Raw genomic sequence first — 1,217 nt, forward strand, 5'->3', positions numbered from 1 at the left:
ACCATCGCCGCTGCGTCGGCGTGAGATTCCTCTCCGCCTTCGATCGACCCATCCCGCTCCTCCCTCAGCTCGCTTCTGCGAGCCGATCCAGGATGACTCGATCTCTCAGGATGAAAACATGGGGTCTACTGAGCGCTTACGGTACATGCAGCCGCGGATCCACCAGGTTTCCACGCGCACCCAGGCCGCGCCGGCGCGCATGCTTCGCGGGATCCGGAATGCCCGGGTTGGATGAACTCGCAATGGGCGAGATGCGTAGCCGCACCCGGATTCGGCAACCGGGCGGGCGAGTCGCCAACGAAACGCCCGAATCTCCGACATCCGTCCACACTTCGAGCCGATCCGGCGCAGGTCTGCCGTCCTCCGCCCGGAGACGAGCGAGGGTTACCCGCGCCCGCCCGCCTCGTGTATCCACGCCAACGATGTCGCCCTCGACGACACGCTCTTCGATCGACACAGGACGATCTCGCTCCGCGGACCGAAGCGCCGAGCCCAGGGAAAGAAGCCCGGCCACCACGCCGATCAGCCCAATCGCCAACCAGAGACCCGGCCGCCCTCGAAAGGCGGCAGCAACCGCGACATGAAGCCCCAGCGTGAAGCCTACGCCAAGGGGAAATCCGCTGTCAGCGAGAATCAGCCCAGTAGCGTATCCGGCGAGCCAGAGCGAAAGGAACGGCACGCGCTCGGTCTCCCCGGGACCGGGGAGCCCTAGCCTAGCGAGTCCGTCGCCTAGTGGAGCGTCCGGTCCTTCGGATCGGATTGCGTCCGCATTCGAACGACGTAGGCCGCAAGAATTTCGAGCGCTTCATCGAGCTTGCGCAGCTCATCGCTGAAGTCGCTCATCAGGCGTTGGATCTCGCCGAGATCCGTGCTGTTCCCCGGAAGCTCCGCGCTGCGATCTCGATGCACGGAAAAGCTGAGCGCGGCACCGGCAAGGAATCCCTCGTACGCCTGGGCGTCCAGATGCTCGGCCTGCTCGGCCATTCGCGCAGAAAGTGCTGTCGACACAGGCTCCGGGACGCCGCGCTCCTCGAGATCCCGGCGAATTCTGTTGGCGATACGGCTGGACATGCCAGGCTAGTCCCTTGTATCGACCAAAGGCGGAAGTGTTGTCATGCTAAGCACTGCGTCCCCCGCAGCCAATCGGTTCTCGCCGTGTCGCGGGCCGATTCATGGGGCCCGTATGTCGAAGAAGCGGTATCGGATTGACTTGACGG

The 1,217-nt window shown here is 64.5% G+C and carries 2 protein-coding genes; both read right to left on the reverse strand.

Going from position 1 to position 1,217, the window contains the following annotated elements; genetic code table 11:
• Window positions 1–136: 136 nt before the first annotated feature.
• Window positions 137–679: a DUF4131 domain-containing protein gene (locus GY937_04930; GenBank protein MCP5056055.1), complete on the reverse strand. Its 543-nt coding sequence runs from the start codon at window positions 677–679 to the stop codon at window positions 137–139.
• A gap of 50 nt (window positions 680–729) precedes the next feature.
• Window positions 730–1,071 carry a hypothetical protein gene (locus GY937_04935; protein ID MCP5056056.1) on the reverse strand — a complete coding sequence of 114 codons (342 nt, stop codon included), beginning with the start codon at window positions 1,069–1,071 and terminating at the stop codon, window positions 730–732.
• Window positions 1,072–1,217: the final 146 nt, after the last annotated feature.

Source organism: bacterium (assembly GCA_024228115.1).
GTDB lineage: Bacteria > Myxococcota_A > UBA9160 > UBA9160 > UBA6930.

What these genes read in the sequence shown, in the direction of transcription:
- GY937_04935 (MCP5056056.1), bottom strand. Translation starts at nt 1,071, where the DNA reads ATGTCCAGCCGTATCGCCAACAGAATTCGCCGGGATCTCGAGGAGCGC.